Here is a 20,218-nt window from a genome sequence, read left to right as displayed (position 1 = left end):
TCAGCGTGGGTGGGCGGCCATCAGCCGCTGGACCTCGCCGGCGTGGTAGCTGCTGCGTGTGAGAGGGGTACTAACCACTTGCAGGAACCCCAGCTCAGTTTCCCCCATAGAGCGGAAATATTCGAACTGTTCTGGTGTCACAAAGCGATCGACTGGAAGATGTTTTGGGCTTGGCGATAGGTATTGGCCGATGGTCACTATGTCGACTCGGTGACGGCGTAGATCCTCTAGGACCTCAATTACCTCAGCATCTGTTTCACCTAGCCCCACCATCAGGCCGGACTTGCTATAGACCTTCGGCCAGCCTTGCCGCACTTGATACAACAGCTCAAGAGATCGCATGTAGTCAGCTTGTGGACGAGCCCGTTTGTAGAGCCGGGGGACGGTCTCAATGTTGTGGTTGAGCACCTCCGGAGCTGCTCCCATTACCTTGGCGAGGGCATCCCAATTGCCGTTGAAATCAGGAATTAGCAGCTCAATTGTGGTTAGGGGAGAACGTTGGCGAATGGCCTCGATGCATGCGACGAATTGACTGGCTCCCCCGTCGCTGAGGTCATCACGGTTAACTGAAGTGATGACAACATGACGAAGGTTCATCTGAGCCACCGCTTCGCTTAGGCGCTCTGGCTCAGTGGGGTCTAGGGAGCGTGGGCTTTTGTCAAAGTCGATGTCGCAGTAAGGGCAAGCGCGGGTGCAGCCCGGCCCCATGATCAAGAAGGTGGCAGTTCCTCCTGCGAAGCACTCCCCGATATTCGGGCAGCTGGCTTCTTGACACACCGTCTTGAGATTGAGGCCCTTCAGCAGCTCGGCTACCTCGCCGATGCGTTGCTGTTGTGGAGCCTTGACGCGCAACCAGTGGGGTTTCAGTAAGGCTTTTCCAGTCATGAGAGCAGTTCAGGAACCCACTGGCAGCAGCAGTTCCAGGCGACTTCACCTTCTACAGTGAGCCTATCGGGATGTAGCGCAGCTTGGTAGCGCACTTCGTTCGGGACGAAGGGGCCGCAGGTTCGAATCCTGTCATCCCGATTGATCGTTGCTTTAGTCCGAGGTAATCCCTTCGACAATTGATATCAATTAGTTCTCTGATCATTCTTAAGGCCTGCCAATGGGATGCATGAGTAAACCCTGGGAAGGCTATTGATGGATTATTAATGCCTAGGTCAAGGAAAACATGCGTAGGCTGCTTGACTTTTGGAATGGAGGTTCAAGGCTTAAGGGAAATTTGAAGTGATGAAGCCAGTCATTTTGCTTGCCGTAGTGGCATTTGCGGCTGTTCTTTTTGTTCTAAATCCACGCATGGCTGTAGACCACGGTCGGCCGATTTATCTTGTTTCTTGTCGTGTGGAGTGGTCGGTGCATTGGTTGGGAGCCTTTAGGAAGGGTGGCCTATTGGGGCTCTATCCACTGGATCGTGCTGCTCAAGCTGTTGTGTCTGACACTCCTATTGAATACGTCTCAAAGGATGAGCAAATGGCTATCGCAATGACCAATGTTATGAAGCCTTGTCGCTGAGCGCCTGCGGTATCAAGAGGATTGCTCTTTAAACGATGTTGCAACGTCACGAGAAAGCTATGTCGTTTAAATCACTATCGCCAGGGGCGGTAGTCTCTTTTTAAGAGACGATCCCTGGCAGTGGTGGTTGACGAGAGCAACAACGTCTATCGCTGTCTACTAATGCCTTTGCTGGTGGCTTATGCCCAACCAATTGTTCTGGTGAGACAGTGACAGAGGCAGTGGTGGATGTCTTGGTGCTTGGTGCTGGTCCGGCGGCCCTGGCCATTGCTGCAGCCTTGGGCAAGGAGGGTTTACAGGTCTCAGCACTGACGGTTGGCAATCCTCGCGAGCCATGGCCATATACCTATGGCATTTGGGGTGAAGAGGTGGATGCCTTTGATATGGGGCACCTGCTCGAGCACCGCTGGTCGAACACAGTGAGTTTTTTTGGCCCAGGCGCCTCTGACCCCAATGCTGACGAGAATCGGCCAAGTCCTCATCATCGGGATTACGGCCTATTCGACAAGATCAAGCTCCAGGAACATTGGTTGCAGCAATGCGAAGCTGCTGGTTTGACTTGGCATCAAGGTCTTGCAACTGATTTTGCTGTTGATGCCACCGTTAGTACTGTGACCACCGCCGAAGGTGTTGAGCTGCAAGCTCGTTTGGTGGTTGATGCAACTGGCTATAAGCCGGTATTTCTGCGTCATGTAGATCATGGGCCGGTGGCGGTTCAGACCTGCTTTGGCGTGGTGGGACGTTTCAATAAGCCCCCAGTGGAGCCTGGCCAGTTTGTGTTGATGGACTACCGCTGTGATCATCTGAGCCCTGCGGAGAAAGCTGAGCCACCCACGTTTCTTTATGCCATGGACTTTGGTGGGGGATGCTTCTTCTTAGAGGAAACATCGCTAGGGCTCGCGCCTCCGGTGTCATTAGAAACCCTGCGTTCACGCTTGGAGCGGCGATTGGCTCATCAAGGCTTAACGATCACTGAATTGCAGCACGAGGAGCTTGGTTATTTCCTGCCGATGAATTTGCCTCTGCCTGACCGGCAGCAACCGCTGCTTGGTTTCGGCGGCTCGGCGGCGATGGTGCACCCTGCTTCGGGCTATTTGGTGGGCAGCATGCTGCGCCGCGCACCTTATGTTGCAAAGGCTGTGGCTGAAGCCATGGCCGATCCAGGGGCGGGGCCGGCGGTGCTCGCGGCTGCAGGTTGGGAGACTCTTTGGCCCAAGGAGTTGCGCCGTAAGCATGCTCTTTATCAATTTGGCCTTGAGAAGCTGATGCGTTTTAAAGAGCCCCAACTGCGTGATTTCTTTGTCAGTTTCTTTGCTTTGCCGAGCGAAGAATGGTACGGCTTTTTGACCAACACTCTTAGCTTGCGGGAATTGGTCGCTGCCATGGTGAACATGTTTGTTAGCGCCCCTTGGAGTGTTCGCTGGGGTCTAATGGGTATGCAGGGGCGGGAGCTGAAGTTGCTTTCACGCTTTCTTTTTCCGCCTCGCTAAAAAGTGCCCTATCAATTCAGAGATGCCTTGAAACAACGTTCAGCTTGATTGAAGTTGACATGTTTTCAAGCCAGTTCGGCTCCGGGGTATCCCCTTGGTGTCACCACATGATTGTCTTGCAAACGACTGCTGCTATTGCCGATTAGCACAATCGTGAGCATGTCGATCTCTTTGACTGGCAGCGTCTGCAGTGTGTGCAGCTGTATGTCTTCCTGCGCTCGTCCAAGTTGACGTGCTACGACCACTGGCGTGCTGGGGGCTCGATGCTCCAGCAAGAGTTCAATGGCACGCGTCAGCTGCCAGTCGCGTTCTTGAGAGCGTGGGTTGTAAAGGGCTACCACGAAATCTCCGCTGGCTGCACTTTTCAGGCGGGTTTCAATCTTTGACCAGGGAGTGAGGCGATCGCTGAGACTCACGCTGCAGAAATCGTGCATCAGAGGGGCACCTACCTTGGCGGCGGCTAATTGCAGGGCTGAGAGGCCTGGATGCACCTGAAATTGTGGCCGATCACTAGGGGGTTGTGTGAGCCATAGTTCCAGGGCTAGGCCGGCCATGCCGTAGATGCCACTGTCTCCTGAAGAGATCAAGGCGACTCGAGCTCCCTGTTGGGCTAGCTCCAGGGCCTTAAGGCAGCGATCCCGTTCGCGAGTGAGTTGCCCGTCCAGACGGGCTTGATCTGGGCGGCGCAACGGTTCCAGTAGATCGAGGTAGAGGTCGTATCCAACCCATATGGCACTGCGGGCTAGTGCTGCACGGGCATCGTGGGTGAGAAAGGCCAAATCTCCAGGACCGCTTCCGATCAGATGCAATTCGCCTCTTTGGGGTGCAAAAGGTTGATTGGCTTCGCTGATGGCGATGGTGGTAGCACCATGTTCAGCGTTTTGGGCGTGGTGAATCTGTTTGGTTAGCAGCAAAGTGCTTTTGTTGCTAGCTGCGAGTAGTGCTGCTGCTTCGGCCACGGAAGAGGTGCCCATAGCTTTTGCTACCACAGCAGAAGGTGTGGGTACGTCAACTTCTGCGAGGGCATCAGCGTTGAAGAAGCGCACAGGCCAGTCCTTTGCTTGCGCGAGAGCGAGCAGAGCGGTTTCATCGGCCTTTCGGTCAATGCTGGCAAGGCCTGCTACTGCCTCTGGGGCAAGGCCTGCCTCTGCCAGGGCAGCTGCCACGGCGCGCTCAAGCAGGCTCAGGCTTGTGTCGCGTTCGCAGCCAATTCCAATCCATAGACTGGCGGGATGCCAGCTGCAAGACATGCTGCTTTGTGGGCCGATGGTTAGCTCGGCTGGCCGAGCCTGATCAGCATTGGCATTGGCATCAAAAACGTCTTGTGCAGCAGCAGTTGTTTGCCAAAACGTCGCACCAGAATGCTGCAGAAGCAAAAGCTTCCCCCCTTGGGCTTGGGTCAGCATCAACTGATTCCAGTTCTCGCGGCTGCCGCTACGTCGCCAGCCCCAGCCTTTGCCAAAACTATCGAGGGCCAAGCGGTTTTGGCTATTGGCGTCTCCGGTGAGTACAGCATGGCCGCCTAGCTCTGCGGCCAGTTCCATGGCAAGTTGTTCTGCGCCCGCCTGGTGACCGCCCAGCAATGGCACGACGTGTTTGCCATGGGCATCAAGGACGATCACGGCGGGATCTTTGTCCTTCCCAATGAGTAATGGAGCAATTAAGCGAGTCACGGCGCCGATAGCACCCACGATGAGCAAGACCCCGTTTGGCTGCCAGTTTCTGCTCAGCACTTCGCTGGCGGGGCCAACTACAAGGCTTTGAGGTGTTTCCTCGAGAGTGTTTGCTGCACGCGGGGTAAGGGCCAGTTGATCCACCTGGTGGCGTCTTGCAAGCCTTTGCAAAAGGGGCCAGGCGCTGACAGAGAGACCAAGAGCCAGGCGCAGAGCGGGGCTAGGTGCGTCGGGATGGGTCAGGGCAGGTTGGCCAAGGGGAACGTTGGAGGCTGTTTCCTTTTATTTGATCTAGGCATGAGCGTTAAAGCATGCTTTTGGATCAATCAAGGGTTGGCCAAGGGGTTTGGGAATTGGGTGCTGGGGAGGCTTGGGCAGCGTCTGCTTTGAGTTTTGGCTCTAGTTCGGCGTTTGGTTCTAGATCAGGAGTTGGCTCGAGAGCAGAGTCTGGATCAGGGTTTGGTTCTAGATCAGGAGTTGGCTCGAGAGCAGAGTCTGGATCAGGATTTGGTTCTAGATCAGGAGTTGGCTTGAGAGCAGAGTCTGGATCAGGGTTTGGTTCTAGATCAAGAGTTGGCTCGAGAGCAGAGTCTGGATCAGGATTTGGTTCTAGATCAGGAGTTGGCTTGAGAGCAGAGTCTGGATCAGGGTTTGGTTCTAGATCAGGAGTTGGCTTGAGAGCAGAGTCTGGATCAGGGTTTGGTTCTAGATCAGGGGTTGGATTGAGATCAGATTCTGGTTCGGCTTCTGGCTTTAGTTCGGCTCCAGACTCGAGCTCTGTCTCGGGTTCACTGGAGAGCGCTAACTCCTGTTTTGCAGACGGATCAGAAAGTTCGTCTTGGATAGGTTTTGGTTCTGATGCGTTGTCAAGTATCGAGATTTGCGGGGCTTTTGATTTGTCTTGAGGGGTTTGATCAGCCAAAGGCTGGTCTTCTTCTGGCTGGGGTTCCCCTAAGAGCCTTGCTACTTGCTGATTTGTCAGCGTTGCCTGCATCCAAACTGGCTTGACTGCTTCGCTGGTCTGAACAATCCTCAGTTGGTTGTTGAATACTGGATTAATTGGCTTGCCCAAGCCGTCGAGCATCTCTGTTTGAACGCTAATGGGGCCTGATCCTGAGGGCAGGCCCTTGATCCAAATGGCGTCTTGGTGAGTGATTTGGAAACTTTCACCATTCACACTCACTTGGAGTCGCCAGCGGCCATCGCCTTCTTTAAGGTTCTGAATGGGAGCATTCCAGATCAACCAGTCCAATAGAAGGGGTTCACTGTTGCTGAGTTCTGAGGGGCTAACGGTGACGAACCAAGGCTCATCTTCTGTCGGTTGAGTTTTTTTCAGAGGTTGAAGCTGATGCAGCCGCCATTGCAGGCTGGCCTTGGGATCCTTTACAGCTTCGCCCCATGGATAAGCGGCGTAGGCGCTGAGTCTGTGACTTCCAGGCTGCAGGCCTTCCATCGCAATACGCAGTTGGCCACCATCTGCTTCGCTAATGCGGAGTGGTGGATTCTCATCAAGTTGCACCACAACATGGGCACCGAGGCCTAGTTCTGGATCGTTGGTCAGTGGCCAGTCCTTCAAATTGAGCAAGAGCTCCCAGCTCCCATCCTTCTTAAGCACTGTCCCTTCTGTTGGGCTTTCCAGGCTCAGTTGGGGGTGATGCTTGGCGAGTTGCTCTCGCAGTTGTTGTACTGCCCCTGGTGGGGCAATCTCTTGCAGAGTTCCAGTTGGCGCTGGCACGCGTAAGGATTGCGTTGTTGAACGTTCCTTGTTTTGGTTGTTAAAGGGCCAGCCTGGCAGGGCTTGTGCGGGAGAGAGCCCAGAGATGCTCAGCAGCACAACCAACACCAGGCCTTGCAATAGGCGCATGGCCTTCCCATGCCATAACGACAGATTGAATTGCTGACGCCGGCTCGAAAGCGGCATTGGAGGGAGGCAAGATTTGGTCATTCTGGGCAGCCACCCGGTGTGGGTAAAAGCGTGGCAACTCCTTGCAAGGCGGCAGTGTTGGATTAGTTGATTGATTTATGTTAATTAGCGTTGAAAATTTGCTTCTTTTGGAGTTGTAAACTTACGTGTATTAATGATCCGCTTCTGTCAGTGGCCCTTCTGCAGACGCCAGGCCCCCACTGATTAGCGAGCGGATAGAACATTTGTTACTTGCTGTCGTAGTGAGTGGTGCTCAGCTTTATGCTGCTTGAAGCGGTCCCCTTGTAGGGGCCCATAGCTCCAGTGTGAGTCTGAGTTTCGACTTTCGACTTGTGCTGGCGCCCGGTATCAGCACCACTTCGGTGGTGGTGTCTCCGGGGCCCCGGCAAGCCCATGGGCCTGTCGAAGGGGTGGACCTCCACCTCGATCCCGTCCCTCGAGGAACCTCTCGATGACCATCAGCCCACCAGAGCGTGGGGAAAAAGCGAAGCCCATTTACGATCAACCAGTCGACCGGGACCACGTTCCAGCCGACTTTGAAAAATTCGAACAACCCGGATTTTTCTCGAAAAGCCTCGCTAAAGGACCAAACTCCACAACCTGGATTTGGAACCTCCACGCTGACGCCCACGACTTCGATACCCACATTGGGGATCTGGAAGAAACCAGCCGGAAGATCTTTTCGGCGCACTTCGGCCATTTGGCCATAGTGTTTATCTGGATGAGCGGTGCCTTCTTCCACGGTGCCCGCTTCTCCAACTACTCCGGCTGGCTAGCCGACCCCACGCACGTGAAAGCAAGTGCGCAGGTCGTTTGGCCAATCGTCGGTCAAGAAATCATGAATGCTGATATGGGTGCCGGTTTTAACGGCATTCAGATCACCTCCGGCATTTTCCAAATGTGGAGGGCCTGGGGCATCACCAGTGAGACGGAGCTCATGGCTCTGGCAACTGGTGCCCTAATCATGGCTGCCCTGGTACTCCATGGCGGAATCTTCCACTACCACAAAGCAGCTCCAAAGCTGGAGTGGTTTAAGAAGATTGAGTCGATGCTTCAGCACCATCAGATTGGTCTGTTTGGCTTGGGCTCTCTTGGTTGGACAGGTCACTTGATCCATGTGGCCAACCCCACCAACGCCCTTTTGGATGCCATAGATGCAGGCACTCCAATGGTGCTTGATGGCAAGACCATCGCCACTGCAGCGGATATCCCTCTGCCACACGAGCTCTACAACGCTGATCTCGTTGGCCAGATTTATCCAGGTCTTGCTTCAGGCGTCGGGAATTTCTTCTCGGCTAATTGGTGGGCCTTTAGTGATTTTCTCACCAACAACGGAGGAGTGAATCCTGTAACTGGTGCTCTATGGAGTACTGATGTTGCTCATCACCATTTGGCATGGGCGGTCTTTTTGATGTTTGGAGGTCATGTATACCGCTCAAGATTCGGTATCGGCCACAGCATGAAAGAGATCATGGGGAACGTAAAGGGTGACCCCCTGTTATTCCCAGCTCCCAATGGTCACAAAGGTCTCTTTGAGTTCCTATCCAATAGCTGGCATGCTCAGCTGGCAGTGAACTTGGCCTGCATTGGTTCAGGAAGCATCGTGGTTGCACACCACATGTATTCTCTGCCTCCATATCCATACCTAGCGACTGATTACCCAACGGTTCTTGGGCTATTCACACACCACATGTGGATTGGTGGCTTGATGATTTGCGGAGCAGCCGCTCACGCTGGCATCGCAGTCATTCGTGACTATGACGTCTCAGTGCACGTCGATAACGTGCTTGACCGCATGTTCAAGGCGCGGGACGCCATTATCAGTCACCTCAACTGGGTGTGTATGTTCCTTGGCTTCCATAGCTTCGGCCTTTATATACACAACGACAGCATGCGTGCTTTGGGTCGTTCCCAAGACATGTTCAGCGACTCTGCAATCCAGTTGCAGCCTGTCTTAGCTCAGTGGATCCAAAGCCTTTGGGCGTCTTCAATTGGCACATCAGCTGTGGTTGGCACGACTACAGGTCTGCCAGGTGCAGTTAGTGATGTGTTCAACGGAAGTGTTGTAGCAGTAGGCGGCAAGGTGGCTCTGATGGCTATTCCCTTGGGAACAGCCGACTTGATGATTCACCACATCCATGCCTTCACCATTCACGTAACTTGCCTCATCCTTCTCAAGGGTGTGCTTTTTGCCCGCAGTTCCCGTCTTGTTCCTGACAAGGCAAATCTTGGCTTCCGCTTCTCTTGCGATGGCCCAGGTCGTGGTGGTACCTGCCAGGTTTCCTCTTGGGACCACGTGTTCCTAGGCCTGTTCTGGATGTACAACTCCCTCTCGATGGTGATCTTCTACTTCTCGTGGAAGATGCAAAGCGATGTATGGGGCACTGTTAATTCAGACGGGAGTGTGACTCATCTCGTTTCTGGCAACTTTGCTCAAAGCGCCATCACTGTGAATGGTTGGTTCCGTGACTTCCTCTGGGCTCAGTCCTCACAGGTGCTCACGAGCTACGGCACTGGCCTCAGCGGCTATGGCCTGCTATTCCTTGGTGGCCACTTCGTGTGGGCCTTTAGCTTGATGTTCTTGTTCAGCGGCCGTGGCTACTGGCAGGAGCTATTTGAATCCATTATCTGGGCTCATAACAAGCTCAAGCTTGCTCCCACCATCCAGCCCCGGGCACTTTCGATTACGCAGGGCCGCGCAGTTGGTGTAACCCACTTCCTGTTTGGTGGCATTGTGACCACCTGGGCCTTCTTCCATGCCCGCCTTCTTGGGCTCGGCTGACCTTTCCTGACCTTTCCCCACATGGCAACGAAATTTCCTTCGTTCAGCCAGGGTCTGGCACAGGACCCTACAACCCGCCGTATTTGGTACGGCATAGCCACGGCTCACGACTTCGAGAGCCACGACGGCATGACCGAAGAACGGCTTTACCAAAAGCTGTTCTCTACCCATTTCGGTCATCTGGCTGTTATTGGCCTATGGGTTGCAGGAAACCTGTTCCATATCGCCTGGCAGGGCAACTTCGAACAGTGGGTCGCCGACCCACAAAATGTTCAACCGATTGCCCACGCAATTTGGGATCCTCACTTCGGTCAAGGCATCACTGATGCTTTGACTCAAGCGGGTGCTTCCCGTCCAGTAAACATTTGCTATTCCGGTTTGTACCACTGGTGGTACACCATCGGAATGCGCACCAATACAGAGCTTTACCAGGGCGCCATCTTCATTGACATCCTGGTTGCTTGGCTCTTGTTCGGTGGTTGGCTGCATTTACAGCCAAAGTTCCGTCCTTCGCTGGCGTGGTTCAAGAACGCTGAGGCGATGATGAATCATCACCTCGCAGTGCTGTTCGGTTTCACCAACATCGCCTGGACTGGTCACCTCGTTCACGTGGCCATTCCTGAATCACGTGGTCAGCACGTCGGTTGGGACAACTTCCTCACAGTTCTCCCACACCCTGAAGGGTTGACCCCATTCTTCACAGGAAACTGGGGAGCCTATGCACAGAATCCTGATTCTTTGAATCATGCCTTTGGTACTTCTGAAGGCGCTGGCACGGCCATCCTTACTTTCCTAGGTGGTGTTCATCCACAGAGTGGTGCCCTTTGGCTGACTGACATCTCGCACCACCACATTGCGATCGGTGTCTTCATGATCATCGGTGGCCATATGTACCGGAATAGTTTCGGTATCGGCCATACCTTTAAGGAAATCACCGACGGTCACAACACCAATCATCCCAATGATCCTCATAAGGATGGTTTCCGAGAAAAAATCGGTCACTACGGTCTCAATCACAACGGGATCACCGACACGATCAACAACTCCCTGCACTTCCAACTTGGTCTTGCTCTTGCCTGTCTAGGTACAGCAGCAAGCCTTGTAGCGCATCACATGGGCGCCTTGCCCTCGTATGCCTTCATTGCGCAGGACTACACCACTCAGGCAGCTCTTTACACCCACCATCAGTACATCGCCATCTTCCTGATGTGCGGTGCCTTCTCCCACGGAGCAATCTTCTTTGTCCGTGACTATGACCCTGAGGCCAATAAGGACAATGTTCTTGCAAGGGTCTTAGAAACCAAAGAAGCACTTATCAGTCACTTGAGCTGGGTTTGCATGCTCCTCGGTTTCCACACCCTGGCGCTGTATCTCCATAACGATGTGGTGATTGCTTTCGGAACCCCCGAAAAGCAGATCCTTGTTGAGCCCATCTTTGCTCAGTTCATTCAGGCCGCTAGTGGCAAGGTCATGTATGGCCTTGATGTGCTGCTGGCGAATGCAAATAGTGCCCCTTCCTTGGCTGCGGCTGGGATGCCTGGGGATCACTACTGGATGGATCTGATTAATGCCAGTCCAGAGGTTTCCAACTTCATGCCTATTGGCCCAGGAGATTTCCTGGTTCACCATGGCATTGCCTTGGGTCTTCACACCACTGCATTGATCTTGATCAAGGGAGCACTTGATGCAAGAGGTTCCAAGCTGATGCCCGATAAAAAGGACTTCGGCTATGCCTTTGCTTGTGATGGCCCTGGACGTGGCGGCACCTGCGACATCTCTGCGTGGGACTCCACTTACATGGCTATTTTCTGGGCACTGAATACCATTGCTTGGGCAACTTATTACTGGCACTGGAAGCACCTTGCCGCTTGGCAGGGCAACATGGCTCAGTTCAATGAGTCCAGTACCCACTTAATGGGTTGGTTCAGGGATTATCTCTGGATCAATAGTTCCCAGATCATCAATGGCTACAACCCATTCGGGATTAATAATCTCTCCCCTTGGGCATACATGTTCCTTGCAGGCCATTTGGTCTGGGCAACAGGATTCATGTTCCTGATCTCTTGGAGGGGTTATTGGCAGGAGCTGATCGAGACTCTCGTTTGGGCTCATCAGCGCTCTCCGATTGCCAACCTGGTTGGATGGCGTGATAAGCCAGTAGCTCTTTCGATCGTGCAGGCCCGTCTGGTTGGCGTGACTCACTTTGCAGTGGGCAACATATTTACCTTCGGTGCCTTTGTGATTGCATCTACAGCTAGCAAGTTTGGATAACATCCCCTCTCGCTAGTTAGTTAGTCGATTCATCGGCAGAAATATAATTCCCCGTCAGGTTTTACTTGACGGGGTTTTTTTCTTGCTTTATTGGATGCATTTACTCTTAGAGTATTGGCTCGTACAACGCCTTATTGGTCAAGTAATGCCATGGAAAATGGTTGGTCAAAATCTTTGAAGCTGTCTGGCCAAAGTGTTTGGCTTTGATTGGATTAATTGAAAAAAGGATGCCAATTGAAAGCCGTCAAAAGTTTGTTCATGCCCGATAGAGGGTTTCTTTTTATTCGCTTTCTCTGGACTATCTTTTCTCTGAGTTAATCCGTTCTGTGTATATAAGTCGACTCAGGGAATCTTGTTAGGTGTTTTGCCCAGATTAGACTTTCGCCTCTCTTTGTATTGGCGAATACCAAGATGCGAATGTAGGCCCATTTGTTCTGTAAGCCTGCTCGCTTTGAGGAGGCGCCAATGCCTCTCTAATTGTCTATCCGATCTTATTCGAGTCTTTAGGCTCGCCTTAGTCTTCTTAGTGCCTTTTTCTCCCCTCCCAAGGCCTGAGATTTTGAAGTTGGGTGGGGATTTTCTGCCTCGCCTTGGCGAGGCAGAAAATCCTTAAAGCGATTGGCTTAAGCGGGCTAGAGGCAGGTTTCTTATTTCAACCTTGCCAGACCTGTAATCATTGGCCTTTCAGCATGCCTTGGCATTCTTGAAGCAATAAAAAACCTGGGGAAGCAATCAAGCCACCCCAGGAGAAGATTTTTTACTTTTCGATTTGATGATGTGAAAGCTTCTTGATTCTTAAGAAGCCCAGACATTCATGGGAACATTCAGCAGTGGTTGCATGTGCAAAGTGTTGCATAGGAACCATGCAAAGGCCGCGCCCGCGCAGCCACCCAGCCAAAAGCCACTTGTGAAGTCTGCCCAGCCTTTCCTTGTGAACAGGTCGGCAGGAGGGTTAGCAACAGTGACGTCCGGGGGTGGCACGGTGGGTGCCTTGCCGGGGACGTTGTAAAGCACTAAAAGAGCAGTAAGGATATGCACTGCTCCAACTGTTGCCAATAAAGCTGCTGTTGTAGCAAAATCGGTTGTTCTTAACGGACCCATTACAAGGAAGGGACCGTAAATGAAGTAGCCGATCGCGGCACCAGTTTCCAAGCCGCGGAAGTTTGCAGAAATACCCTCGCGATAGAGGGGAAGATTGTTGACTAAGGCTTTCACGAAGTAGCCACTATTGACTGGAGTGGCCAGGTTTCCGACGCAGGGGTCAGCAGCAGGCTGCACAGCCCACTCTTCTACGTGCCCTCGGTCACGGTACTTTTCGTTGAGCGTCTTGGGGCCTAGGGGCAGGTTCTCGTCAGTCATTCGGCATTAGGGGAGTCGGTTGGCTGGGGTTAAGCGTCTACAGCTCAGTCGGTAGCTGTGATATGGCGACCCACTAGGACAATGAAAATTGCCGGTGTCACTAGCACGATAAGGGGTACAAACACCGCAGGCAGCCAGGTGGCAGCAAAATCACTTGTCATGGCGTCAGCCAAAGGTTCCATAGCTACTGTATAGATCGCCTTTGAATAGGGCCTATTCAGGCCCTGTTGGCGACATAAAAGTTCAATCCATCACTATCGGGCTCATCATCGGTTACCGCTGTTTCCACGAGCCATCTTTCAATGAATCAACTGTTTGCTGGTGCTGCTGTTTTAGCTCTCACGCTGGTGCTCTGGGGTTTGGGTAGACGCCCTCGCAAGCTCCTGCTGAGCAGTACCGACGCCAGCAGCGTGGCTGCTTTGAATCGTGTTCAGCTAACGCTAGCCAAGCCTCAATCGCAGGGATCTGAGGATTCCACTTCGTTAGCCCTTGAGAGTCCGGTTACATGGAATTCGCCGGCTACATCTCTTGAACGCATTGCTCTGCAAAGGCAGTTACGTGAGGCCATGGCTGCCGGCCCTGAGCAACGATTAGAGGCTGTGACCCTGGCAGGCCTGTGGGGTCATGTTTCAGTTATGTCATTGCTGCGGCAGGGGCTGCACGACTCCGATGGCCGTGTTGTGGCTGCTGCAGCGGCAGCACTTGAAGGCTATCGAGGTAAACCGCGTGCAGAGCTAATTCAGGATGTACCGCCGCCGCGCAACGTCGCCCGTATGCGGTAGATCGGTCGCCCTTGGCTTTCGTGGTAGGTGCGCATGACCAACTCGCCTAGTAGACCAAAGCAAAACAATTGGACTCCAGTCAGGCCGAGTACCACTGCCATGGTGAGTAGTGGGCGGTTGCCAATGTCTTCTCCCATCAGCTTGATCGCCAGTAAATAGATACTCGTCAGCAGGCTCCCGCCCATGGCGAGCAACCCGCCGAAACCGAAGACGTACATCGGTCTGGTCAGAAAGCGCTTCATAAACCACACCGTGAATAGGTCCATCAACACGCGGAAGGTGCGATCGATCCCGTACTTGCTATTGCCGTATTGGCGTGCACGGTGGTTGACTTTCACTTCTGTGATCAGAGCCCCTTCGATAAAGGCCAAAGCCGGCAGGAAGCGGTGCAGCTCTCCATAGAGACGCATATCCGTCAGGATTTCTTTCCGATAGGCTTTCAGTGAGCAGCCGTAGTCATGCAGCCTTACACCGGTAACTCGGCCGATCAGGCGATTGGCAATTTTTGAGGGCAGTTTGCGCTTTAGGGCAGCATCCTGGCGTTGATGACGCCAGCCGCTTACGAGGTCGTATCCCTCACGCAACTTCGATAGGAGTAGCGGGATATCGGCGGGATCGTTTTGGAGATCGCCATCGATGCTGACAATCACTTCACCTTGGGATACGTCGAATCCTGCAGCCATGGCAGCCGTTTGGCCATAGTTTTTGCGTAGAAGTACGCCTACCAGTTCTGGCGTTTTAATACTTAGCTGCTCCAGCACCTTGGCGGTGCCGTCGGTGGAGCCATCATTCACGAGCACTAGCTCGAAGATTTCACCAGTAGGGCGTAAGGCTGCAAGGAGTTGATCTATCAACTTTGGCAGGCTTTCCTCTTCGTTGAAGAGGGGTACTACGACTGAGAGGTCCATGGGCGAGGGCATGCCGGAGGCCTTCCGCAGTAGAGAGCAACTTAGGCGCTGCCCTTCAGGGGAGGGTGGTTCCGTCATGGCAGCGTTCCACTCGCCCCGCCCCGCGCAGCTCAGCTCGGTAGTAGCAGGCCACTGGATGGGTGTCGTTGGCAGGCAGCCGATCGCAACCGATGCCGTTGCGTCCATGCTCTTGACCGGAGCTATGCCAGTAGCTTCCGTTGCCTCCATATACGCCAACGTGGCTGCAGTGTTTTCGACTGCCGAAGAAAATCAGATCTCCAGGGCGGAGTTGTTTGGTGTTGTCAGGTTGCACAGTTATTGGCGTACAGAACCTTTCCTGCTGATAGGCGTCGCGCGGTAGCCAGATGCCTTGACTAGCAAAGGCGGTCTGTACAAGGCCAGAGCAGTCAAAATCTGGCCCGATGCTGCCGCCCCATAGGTAAGTGTTTGGCTGGTTGGCTGCTGCCTCCACCCAGGTCATCACAGCCGCTAGTCGTTGCCGGATCTCTCTGATGGCAAGCAGTTGAGGTCGCCAGCGTCCCCGTTGAATGATCTGGCCGTTCACTTCGCGCAGATCAATCCAGCAGGGGTATCCGTCTTCCAGTAGCCGCACCCGTAGCCGTGTTACTGGCTGTTGATATGTGTTGGGCTTCGCTGCATCGAGCACTTCAAAGCTTCGGCCTGCGGCCGCCTGGGTGGCCAGTCCTGCTCCTTCGACACCGGCATAACCGTTGACTCCCTTTTGCAGTTGCCAGCAGCTGCCTGGAGCAAGAAGGTCAGTGGTGATTGGGGTGCCTAGGGTCGGCATTGCCTGAAGTGATTAGCAATGGCGTTCTACCGCCCCGATAGTGCTATGCAGGCTCAGCTAAAGGGGCTGTTAGATCGATTGGCGGCAGAGAGGCGCCCTGGCCTTCATAACAGCGTGGCGATCAGTTGGGTTCGTTATGACTGTTCTGATCCAACTCCCGGCAGTGGCTCGGGGGCCGGTTGGTCGGATCAGCGCATTCTTTTCCCTGCCAGTGTGGTCAAGCTTGTCTATGCCCTTGCTGCTGAGGCATGGCTCCAGCGGGACCTGTTGCCAGAGGCCGATGAGCTTCGTCGGGCGATGCGAGACATGATTGCTGATTCGAGTAATGACGCCACCAGCCTTGTGTTGGATTTGCTTACCGGCACGACAAGCGGCCCATCGCTGCTGGGAGAATCCTGGCAGACTTGGCAGCAGCAGCGGCACCTGGTGAACGACTGGCTGCAAGGGTTGGGCTGGGAAGAGTTGGAAAAGGTGAACTGTTGCCAGAAGACCTGGGGTGATGGACCTTATGGTCGAGAACGAGATTTTTATGGTGTAGGTCTCGGGAATCGCAATGCGTTAACCACTGCAGCTACAGCTCGCCTGCTTGAGTCAGTGATGACTGATGCTTTGGTGTCTCCGTTGGCCTGCAAGCGCTTGCGTCAACTTCTTTCAAGGTCTATTGATCTCATGCAGCGCAAGGCTGATCCAGAGAATCAGGTGGATGGATTTCTTGGAGAAGGTTTGCCGGTGGGATCCCGTTTGTGGAGTAAGGCTGGCTGGATGAGTCAGGCTCGTCATGATGCGGCTTGGTGGTCTTTACAAGGAGGCAGGCCGATGCTTTTGGTGGTCTTCACTCAAGGAAGGGAGCGAGCTAATGACACAACCCTCTTGCCGGCAATAGCTCGCGAACTCAGCAAGCTATAGGGTTAAAAGAATTGAGACCTCTAAGTAAATCAAACGAGAAAAAGTTGAATTTGAGTGAAAGCGGTATAAAGCAGACAGCACATGCCTAAATAGTATTTATCTATACAGATAAAGCCTTTAATAGTAAGTGATCTGGTGAATTCATATCCTTTTATCTTTTTAAAAGTGCTCCCGCCTTTCTCGTTTGGCGGGGCTTGAGTGGATCGATTCAGTTAAGTCGGTTAAAGCGGAATTGGTTTGGAGAAAAGCTACATATATTATGCTTGAAGTCAAAGTCTAACGCATGCTTTGGAGGTTCTCTGCTTAAGTAGAGAGGGCAAAATCTCCTGTTATAGCCCGTTTAGCAAATCGCCTTTAGAGGGGTAAAACGGTAGAGAATTTGTTAGATGTTTAATGCTTTTCAGCCCCAGCTTGGTTAGTTGAGTAAAAAATAATAAGCTTTTTAGATGTGTTCATTGCCTGCTTTTGTCGAGCTGGAGAGCCTTCCGTTGAACGTTACGCAGAATTGGATAACGAATTCCTTGCATGCCTTTGCAGTCAAAGCGATTTGCCATGCCACGAAGAAAAATTCTTGCCGATTATTGGATAGCTTCTTGGACAACACAAGCTTGCAGCTGGTCTAAACGGCGCAAATCCGTTTGACACGCAGGAACTGTTTGAGGGCAGTCGATTAAAGCCGTTTGAGGAGTGCCTGGCACTCTCGGAAACTGACTTTCAACGGAGAGGGAGGGATTCGAACCCTCGACAAGAGTTGCCTCCTGTAACTCCTTAGCAGGGAGCCGCCTTCAACCACTCGGCCACCTCTCCAGCGGCCTACATACCCTACCAATACCCACCTCTAGTGCTTTGTTTTAGTTGTCTGGGTTTGGTGTCAAATCACCAGTCTGGGTAGTCGATGTTTGAAGCTGCAGAGCACCTCCCATGGAATTGATCCACTCAGATCACTCCATTGTTGTGGTGTAATACAGGCGTCACCGTCCTTGCCTAGGAGGGTCACGATGCTTCCCACCTCTAGGTCGGGATGATTTGTGGCATCAAGCACGAGTTGATCCATGGTGATGGCGCCAACCTGTGGGAGAAGCTGACCATCGGCTATGGCAGAGATTTGGCCTGATAGGGATCGGCTAACCCCGTCGGCATAGCCGATTCCTACGACTGCTAGGCGACTGGGGCGTCGTGTGGTGAAGCGATGGCCGTAACTCACTCCCACACCTGCAGGCACATCCCTTATCAATGTCACCCTTGCTTTGACGCTGAGAGCTGGCTGAAGGTCTACTTTTCCTTGTAGTTGGAGGTTGGGGCTGTGGCCATACAGAGCAAGACCAACGCGCACCATGTCGTAGTGGAGTCCGCGATCGCGAAGGGTGCCGGCGGAGTTGGCAAGGTGCCGCGTAAATCCATTGTGTTGCTCTGGCAGCGTTCTTAGCACCGTCTCAAAGTGTTGCTGCTGCTGATCCGTCACCATTGCGGCTTTCCCTTGGAGATCCCCATCTGCCAGGGCTAAATGGCTATAGATACCCTTTAATTCCAGTTGATTGAGGTGGCCTATCGCCTCCACCAGCATGGGAGCTTCCTTTAGCTCGCAGCCGAGGCGGGTCATCCCAGTATCGATTTTGAGCTGAATCCTGAATTGCCGGCCGCTGCCATCTGCAAGGTTTTGGCAGAGCAGAGCCTCTCGCATACTGCTGAGGGTGGGCATGAGTTGCCAATGGAGGCAAGCTTTCAGGTCTTCGCTATGGGTGAGATTGCCTAGCACAAGCACTGGGGCATTGTGGCCGGCTTGACGAAGCTCAATCCCTTCTTGGAGGGTTGCTACTCCAAGGCTTTTTGCTCCTCCTTGCAAGGCGGCTCGGGCTACGGTTAAAGCGCCATGGCCATAGCCATCAGCTTTCACCACGGCCATCAGGGCACAACTTTCACAAAGGTGTCTCCGAAGGCTGCGGCAATTGGCTTCCACAGCTGCGGGGTTAACTTCCACCCAGGCGCGCTGACGTGGATCGGCTTTTGCAATCTGCTCAGGGTTTTTGCCCCTAGGTAGATCACCGTGTGGGGCGATCAGGTCTCGCATGCTGGCAGGGTAAACAAGGGAATCACCTCACCCTTGGAGTGTCGGTAGCATGGCGCTTAATCAGGGGGCTGGCATGAGCCAGGTTCTCGTACTCAACGCGTCCTATGAGCCTCTGAATATCACCACCTGGCGACGCGCCCTGGTGATGATGTTCAAGGGAAAGGCGGAGAGCCTGGAACAGGATTCTTCACGCATGGTTCGCGAGGACACCATGCTCCCTACGGTGATTCGGTTGCGGCATTTTGTTCGGGTGCCTTTTCGGCAATTGCCCCTGACGCGTCGAAATGTGTTTTTTCGCGATGGTCATTGTTGCCAATACTGCGGTTACCAAGGAGAGAAACTCTCCATAGATCATGTGATCCCTCGCAGCCGTGGCGGAAGCGATACCTGGGAAAACGTCACCACGGCTTGCTTGATTTGCAATGTACGTAAGGGCAGCCGTACTCCTCAGGAGGCTGAAATGCCTCTGCATCGGTTGCCGCGGCGACCACTCAGCAGTCTCAGTTTTGAGGCGACTCGACAGATTCACTCGGGCCGACACAGCGAGTGGGAAAAGTATGTAATCGGCTGGGGCTCTGGTGATACCAGCCTCAATGTCAGTCTTCCTCCTGATGACTGAGTTCTTCCAGTTGATGGCGTTGCTCTTCGGCAATGCAGGCGCCGATCAGCTCTTCCAGCTGGCCAGTCAGCACTGGCTCGAGGGAGAAATTGCGTCCTAATCGGTGGTCAGTGGTGCGATTGTCTTTGTAGTTGTAGGTGCGGATCTTTTCGCTGCGGTCGCCAGTTCCCACTTGGGCTCTTCTCGTTGAGCTTTCACGCGCGTTGGCTTCTGCAATTTGTCTTTCCAGCAACTTCGCTCTCAGGATTTCCATGGCACGTTCTCGGTTCTGCAGTTGGGAGCGTTGCTGGGTGCAGAACACCCTGATACCGGTGGGCTTGTGGAGCAGGTCCACTGCCGTTTCAACCTTGTTGACATTTTGTCCGCCAGCCCCGCCTGAGCGAGCAGTGCTGATTTCTAGTTCGCTGGGATCGATCTGCACTTCCACTGCATCAGCTTCTGGCATCACAGCCACTGTTGCTGTGGAGGTGTGCACTCGACCTTGGGATTCTGTAGCAGGAACTCGTTGAACTCGATGCACGCCGGCTTCGAATTTCAGTTGGCTGAAGACAGCATCGCCTTTGATTGAGAGGATGAGCTCACGGAATCCCCCCAAATCGGCCTCTGTTGCACTCAACGGTTGGACTGACCAGCCAATGCGTTGACCGTAGCGCTCATACATGCGGGCTAAATCACCTGCCCATAGGCAGGCTTCGTTTCCGCCTGCACCGGCGCGGATCTCCAGCATGACGCTGCGTTGATCACGAGGATCACTTGGGAGTAGGGCCAGGGTGAGGCGTCTCACCAAGACTGTTTTGCGTGCCTCTAGTTGTTGCAACTCTTCCTGGGCTAAAGACTCCATGGCGTCATCACCCCTACTTTCTCGTAGTAGCTGCTTGGTCTCTTGCCATTCCTGCTCCACATGCTGGAGGGCTTCAAAATCGAGTACGAGGGGTTCCAGTCGTGCTCTTTCTCGCGCAATACTTTCAAGAAGTTTGGGATCAGCTGCCACATCGGGATCAGCTAGCTGGCGCTCCAGACTTTGAAAACTGGTCTTGGCTGTTTCCAGCCGAGTGATGAGGGTTGAAGAGTCCATACCCATCAACAGCGGATGTTATTGGCACCCGGCGAAGTCTT

At 53.5% G+C, this 20,218-nt stretch carries 17 protein-coding genes and 2 tRNA genes; 9 read left to right on the top strand and 10 right to left on the bottom strand.

Annotated features, from left to right (window positions below):
* Window positions 1-885, bottom strand: coding sequence for a lipoyl synthase (gene lipA / locus AKG35_RS09505; protein ID WP_011131142.1), 885 nt, complete (start codon window positions 883-885; stop codon window positions 1-3).
* A 67-nt stretch (window positions 886-952) separates the two neighbouring features.
* Between lipA and AKG35_RS09500 the strand changes: the two genes are divergently transcribed.
* From AKG35_RS09500 to crtL, 3 genes are all read left to right on the top strand, one after another.
* Window positions 953-1,026, top strand: a tRNA-Pro gene (locus AKG35_RS09500).
* Between the two features lie 204 nt (window positions 1,027-1,230).
* Entirely contained in the window at window positions 1,231-1,512 is a 282-nt protein-coding gene (locus tag AKG35_RS09495; protein WP_041384664.1) for a hypothetical protein, read from the top strand.
* A gap of 209 nt (window positions 1,513-1,721) precedes the next feature.
* Window positions 1,722-3,002, top strand: a complete 1,281-nt coding sequence (gene crtL / locus AKG35_RS09490) for a lycopene beta cyclase (RefSeq protein ID WP_011131140.1) — start codon at window positions 1,722-1,724, stop codon at window positions 3,000-3,002.
* A 65-nt stretch (window positions 3,003-3,067) separates the two neighbouring features.
* Here crtL and cobJ read toward each other — a convergent pair whose 3' ends face one another.
* Both cobJ and AKG35_RS09480 read right to left on the bottom strand, forming a co-directional pair.
* Window positions 3,068-4,846, bottom strand: a complete 1,779-nt coding sequence (cobJ, locus tag AKG35_RS09485) for a precorrin-3B C(17)-methyltransferase (protein WP_011131139.1) — start codon at window positions 4,844-4,846, stop codon at window positions 3,068-3,070.
* A gap of 151 nt (window positions 4,847-4,997) precedes the next feature.
* A complete protein-coding gene (locus tag AKG35_RS09480) occupies window positions 4,998-6,596 on the bottom strand; it encodes a hypothetical protein (RefSeq protein WP_197524586.1) in 1,599 nt (532 codons plus the stop codon).
* 308 nt (window positions 6,597-6,904) lie between these two features.
* Between AKG35_RS09480 and AKG35_RS13025 the strand changes: the two genes are divergently transcribed.
* The 3 genes from AKG35_RS13025 to psaB are packed head-to-tail and all read left to right on the top strand — an operon-like array spanning window position 6,905 to window position 11,652.
* The gene (locus AKG35_RS13025) at window positions 6,905-7,054 is read left to right on the top strand and encodes a hypothetical protein (RefSeq protein WP_157859872.1); all 150 of its coding nucleotides are present in this window, start codon (window positions 6,905-6,907) and stop codon (window positions 7,052-7,054) included.
* Entirely contained in the window at window positions 7,051-9,381 is a 2,331-nt protein-coding gene (psaA, locus tag AKG35_RS09475) for a photosystem I core protein PsaA (protein ID WP_011131137.1), read from the top strand. Before AKG35_RS13025 ends, psaA begins: the two co-directional genes overlap by 4 nt.
* A gap of 21 nt (window positions 9,382-9,402) precedes the next feature.
* Window positions 9,403-11,652, top strand: coding sequence for a photosystem I core protein PsaB (gene psaB, locus AKG35_RS09470; RefSeq protein WP_011131136.1), 2,250 nt, complete (start codon window positions 9,403-9,405; stop codon window positions 11,650-11,652).
* A gap of 795 nt (window positions 11,653-12,447) precedes the next feature.
* Here the strand turns inward: psaB and AKG35_RS09465 are convergent.
* A complete protein-coding gene (locus AKG35_RS09465) occupies window positions 12,448-13,011 on the bottom strand; it encodes a photosystem I reaction center protein subunit XI (protein ID WP_011131135.1) in 564 nt (187 codons plus the stop codon).
* 44 nt (window positions 13,012-13,055) lie between these two features.
* Window positions 13,056-13,172, bottom strand: a complete 117-nt coding sequence (locus AKG35_RS09460; protein ID WP_011131134.1) for a photosystem I reaction center subunit VIII — start codon at window positions 13,170-13,172, stop codon at window positions 13,056-13,058.
* Window positions 13,173-13,313: 141 nt separating this feature from the next.
* Between AKG35_RS09460 and AKG35_RS09455 the strand changes: the two genes are divergently transcribed.
* The gene (locus AKG35_RS09455; RefSeq protein WP_041384663.1) at window positions 13,314-13,793 is read left to right on the top strand and encodes a hypothetical protein; all 480 of its coding nucleotides are present in this window, start codon (window positions 13,314-13,316) and stop codon (window positions 13,791-13,793) included.
* Here the strand turns inward: AKG35_RS09455 and AKG35_RS09450 are convergent.
* Window positions 13,751-14,713, bottom strand: coding sequence for a glycosyltransferase family 2 protein (locus tag AKG35_RS09450; protein WP_011131133.1), 963 nt, complete (start codon window positions 14,711-14,713; stop codon window positions 13,751-13,753). The two genes, AKG35_RS09455 and AKG35_RS09450, sit on opposite strands and share 43 nt — an antisense overlap.
* A gap of 43 nt (window positions 14,714-14,756) precedes the next feature.
* A complete protein-coding gene (locus tag AKG35_RS09445) occupies window positions 14,757-15,509 on the bottom strand; it encodes a C40 family peptidase (protein WP_011131132.1) in 753 nt (250 codons plus the stop codon).
* A gap of 18 nt (window positions 15,510-15,527) precedes the next feature.
* Between AKG35_RS09445 and AKG35_RS09440 the strand changes: the two genes are divergently transcribed.
* Window positions 15,528-16,415 carry a serine hydrolase gene (locus AKG35_RS09440; protein WP_011131131.1) on the top strand — a complete coding sequence of 296 codons (888 nt, stop codon included), beginning with the start codon at window positions 15,528-15,530 and terminating at the stop codon, window positions 16,413-16,415.
* A 718-nt stretch (window positions 16,416-17,133) separates the two neighbouring features.
* On the opposite strand, the gene AKG35_RS09435 is transcribed toward AKG35_RS09440, so the two are convergent.
* Both AKG35_RS09435 and alr read right to left on the bottom strand, forming a co-directional pair.
* Window positions 17,134-17,222 (bottom strand) — tRNA-Ser (locus AKG35_RS09435).
* 64 nt (window positions 17,223-17,286) lie between these two features.
* A complete protein-coding gene (gene alr, locus AKG35_RS09430) occupies window positions 17,287-18,483 on the bottom strand; it encodes an alanine racemase (RefSeq protein ID WP_011131130.1) in 1,197 nt (398 codons plus the stop codon).
* Window positions 18,484-18,556: 73 nt separating this feature from the next.
* Between alr and AKG35_RS09425 the strand changes: the two genes are divergently transcribed.
* Window positions 18,557-19,102 (top strand): HNH endonuclease, encoded by a 546-nt coding sequence (locus tag AKG35_RS09425; RefSeq protein WP_011131129.1) that lies wholly within the window; start codon window positions 18,557-18,559, stop codon window positions 19,100-19,102.
* On the opposite strand, the gene prfA is transcribed toward AKG35_RS09425, so the two are convergent.
* The gene (gene prfA, locus AKG35_RS09420) at window positions 19,080-20,177 is read right to left on the bottom strand and encodes a peptide chain release factor 1 (protein WP_011131128.1); all 1,098 of its coding nucleotides are present in this window, start codon (window positions 20,175-20,177) and stop codon (window positions 19,080-19,082) included. The genes AKG35_RS09425 and prfA overlap by 23 nt on opposite strands.
* Window positions 20,178-20,218: the final 41 nt, after the last annotated feature.

Source organism: Prochlorococcus marinus str. MIT 9313 (assembly GCF_000011485.1).
Lineage (GTDB): Bacteria > Cyanobacteriota > Cyanobacteriia > PCC-6307 > Cyanobiaceae > Prochlorococcus > Prochlorococcus marinus_D.
This window is presented reverse-complemented; position numbering and strand designations above follow the sequence as displayed.

What these genes read in the sequence shown, in the direction of transcription:
- prfA (WP_011131128.1), bottom strand. Translation starts at nt 20,177, where the DNA reads ATGGACTCTTCAACCCTCATCACTCGGCTGGAAACAGCCAAGACCAGT.
- AKG35_RS09460 (WP_011131134.1), bottom strand. Translation starts at nt 13,172, where the DNA reads ATGACAAGTGATTTTGCTGCCACCTGGCTGCCTGCGGTGTTTGTACCC.
- psaB (WP_011131136.1), top strand. Translation starts at nt 9,403, where the DNA reads ATGGCAACGAAATTTCCTTCGTTCAGCCAGGGTCTGGCACAGGACCCT.
- alr (WP_011131130.1), bottom strand. Translation starts at nt 18,483, where the DNA reads ATGCGAGACCTGATCGCCCCACACGGTGATCTACCTAGGGGCAAAAAC.
- AKG35_RS09465 (WP_011131135.1), bottom strand. Translation starts at nt 13,011, where the DNA reads ATGACTGACGAGAACCTGCCCCTAGGCCCCAAGACGCTCAACGAAAAG.
- AKG35_RS09455 (WP_041384663.1), top strand. Translation starts at nt 13,314, where the DNA reads ATGAATCAACTGTTTGCTGGTGCTGCTGTTTTAGCTCTCACGCTGGTG.
- AKG35_RS09480 (WP_197524586.1), bottom strand. Translation starts at nt 6,596, where the DNA reads ATGCCGCTTTCGAGCCGGCGTCAGCAATTCAATCTGTCGTTATGGCAT.
- psaA (WP_011131137.1), top strand. Translation starts at nt 7,051, where the DNA reads ATGACCATCAGCCCACCAGAGCGTGGGGAAAAAGCGAAGCCCATTTAC.
- AKG35_RS09450 (WP_011131133.1), bottom strand. Translation starts at nt 14,713, where the DNA reads ATGCCCTCGCCCATGGACCTCTCAGTCGTAGTACCCCTCTTCAACGAA.
- AKG35_RS09440 (WP_011131131.1), top strand. Translation starts at nt 15,528, where the DNA reads ATGGCGTTCTACCGCCCCGATAGTGCTATGCAGGCTCAGCTAAAGGGG.
- AKG35_RS09495 (WP_041384664.1), top strand. Translation starts at nt 1,231, where the DNA reads ATGAAGCCAGTCATTTTGCTTGCCGTAGTGGCATTTGCGGCTGTTCTT.
- lipA (WP_011131142.1), bottom strand. Translation starts at nt 885, where the DNA reads ATGACTGGAAAAGCCTTACTGAAACCCCACTGGTTGCGCGTCAAGGCT.
- AKG35_RS09445 (WP_011131132.1), bottom strand. Translation starts at nt 15,509, where the DNA reads ATGCCGACCCTAGGCACCCCAATCACCACTGACCTTCTTGCTCCAGGC.
- AKG35_RS09425 (WP_011131129.1), top strand. Translation starts at nt 18,557, where the DNA reads ATGAGCCAGGTTCTCGTACTCAACGCGTCCTATGAGCCTCTGAATATC.